The sequence below is a fragment of the Endozoicomonas sp. ONNA2 genome, assembly GCF_024606365.1.
In the GTDB taxonomy this organism is placed as follows: Bacteria; Pseudomonadota; Gammaproteobacteria; order Pseudomonadales; family Endozoicomonadaceae; genus Endozoicomonas.
In genome coordinates this window covers 1-2,274 of record NZ_JAHHPO010001057.1, presented here as the reverse complement: position 1 = coordinate 2,274, position 2,274 = coordinate 1, and the positions used below count along the sequence as shown (strand labels likewise).

The 2,274-nt window shown below is 41.5% G+C and carries 1 protein-coding gene; it reads left to right on the top strand.

The genetic code is table 11. The features are described from left to right. The first annotated feature begins 767 nt into the window (after positions 1 to 767). Entirely contained in the window at positions 768 to 2,207 is a 1,440-nt protein-coding gene (locus KDK14_RS18785) for a hypothetical protein (protein WP_257266738.1), read from the top strand. Positions 2,208 to 2,274: the final 67 nt, after the last annotated feature.

Genomic DNA, 2,274 nt, shown 5'->3' with positions numbered 1-2,274 from the left:
TAAAAGCCGATCTCGACAAGTAGGGGGAGTCTGCCCCCTGTTTGGACGCTTACGCCCAATAATACCTGAAAAGAAAAATCATGTTTTACCGCTACCAGGCAAACCGGTAAACGGCAAACTTCACACGTCTACTGACGCACTTAAAAACCAATACAAGCAAATACTGAAAACTATAACCCTGAAACAAGCATATTTTCACTACTCATTGAGCTTTCCCCACGGTTCAATTGCTAAACCGAACAATTGCTAAACCGAACAAAGGTTGCTGAAATTGAGGGATATGAGGGATAGAAAGTTGGCCGAATTATCATCACAACCGGATCAGGATGAACTCAAGAATATCAACAACACAAACAGTCATTGGAAAAAGTTGAACTGAAGAAGTAAATAGTTTTGTGGCTTTTGGTATTATTACTCTACAATGAATAAGTGGTATTTTCAGCTACTGAAAGCAATTGCAGTTTGATGGCGAGTGATAATGTCCGAGGAATTCAGAGCAACAAGATTATCATGAGCTTGTCGGAATCAAACGTCCCCAGCGTGAAATTTTGGCTTGAAATCTCTGATTCTGTGGAAAATATCAGGGCTATTTGACGTAGAAACAGCAATTCCAGACCAATTTATCGCAACCGCACGGCTGAATGGAAGCAGGGGCTTGAGCATCACAGGAACAGTTGCCGCGCAGGGCAGTCTATTCCAAGACCACCTCTTGGTTAAGCTTTTGTAAGTGGTCGGGCAATCAAGAGGATCAAAACAGGGTGTAACCGATGAAATCCAGCCAGTTGGGAATAAACTCAAACTTTTTTACTCGGCCAGAAGCGACAAATCAACAGAGTGATAAAAACAAGGCCGAATCGTCGGCAAGATCCTTTTTCGTGGGGCGTGTAGCCAAGGGCATCAGAAACACCTACTCCTATAAGCTGACCAAAAAAATTTACGATACTTCAGTCCCAAGAAAGGCCTTGAAGGGAGTTTCAGCCATTAAAGTCACAAGAACCAATCAGTACTCAGCAGACTCTCTTGCAGTTCGGGGCATTGCGACTGGCACATTGATTAGATCTAAAGTCAAGGATCTGGCTACTGGCAAGATAAACGTAGATGAATTCATGTTATGGTATGAACCCGAGCAAAGAAACGCCGTTTCACAAGCAGCTCTTTACAACAACTTTGAGAAAATAAAAAAACAATTAAATAAATTAACACTATTACCGGAAACAACAAGCCCCTTGAAAGACAAGACTGCTGTTTTAGAAATTTCCAACAAAAAATTGTCAGACATCAATGAAAAACGAAAAGCCATTTTAGACACTATTTGCCAAATCTTTGATGAAATAAAAACAATCCAATCTAGTATACCAGTAAAAACAGATTCACCCGTTCAACTTAATTCAGGCATACGGCCATCATTCGCCAGGCAAAGTGAAGGAGGTAGCCCACAAACATCTGAATCCCTATATATGAGATTATCAAACAACCCAAAGCTTGCTCTTCAGTTACATAAACACCCGGATGATTGTAAAGCAATCACCTCCGAACTGACTCAGTTAATGAACAAATGCGAAATCAACATTTTAAATGAGGGTAGAATTCGCCCAAAAGGGCTTTCCAGAGAAGAGTGCAGGCGCTTTTTTTTCGCCTGTTGTGCCTGGCAACCTGAGGATATTCACCTTATAGGCCTGTTACAAAAGGTAAAACCCCAGAAGCAAGTTATAACACAGCTAACAACGCTAATATGTGACCATTTTATGGAAGAAAGCTTGAATATCAAGACTTCTCATTCATGGCTTACAACCCGGGAAGAGAAATACAAAGATGAGGCCAAACTGGCCAGAGGTCGCTTTGTACTGGAAGAGCATAAAACCGACAGTGCATTACTACAAAACATCATTGGCAGACCTCAGGGGCTTCGGGAAGACCTTAAAATTCTCTGCATTAAAATCTCCGAGTTGATGGCCAGCAAAACGGAGTTGGTGAGCTGCAGAAAAGATATCAGAAAAAAACTGGTCAAACTCAGAACAAAGTCGGAAGCATTTTTGAGTGATATAATTCGGAACAAAGACTTACTGGTAACTAACAACTTTACAATCTCTTCTTACTATGGTTTGCGGGCGGTTATTAGAGATATTCCAAACCCTCCAGTGTGGTCTAAACACTGGCCGTATATATATGCTGATCATATGAAAGCAACGGGTAAGAAAGAGCGCTAGGAGGCTGTCCGGGAATAGCGCCCGTAGCGAGGATGGCAGAAAATTGAGGATAAAAAGTCGGAAATTT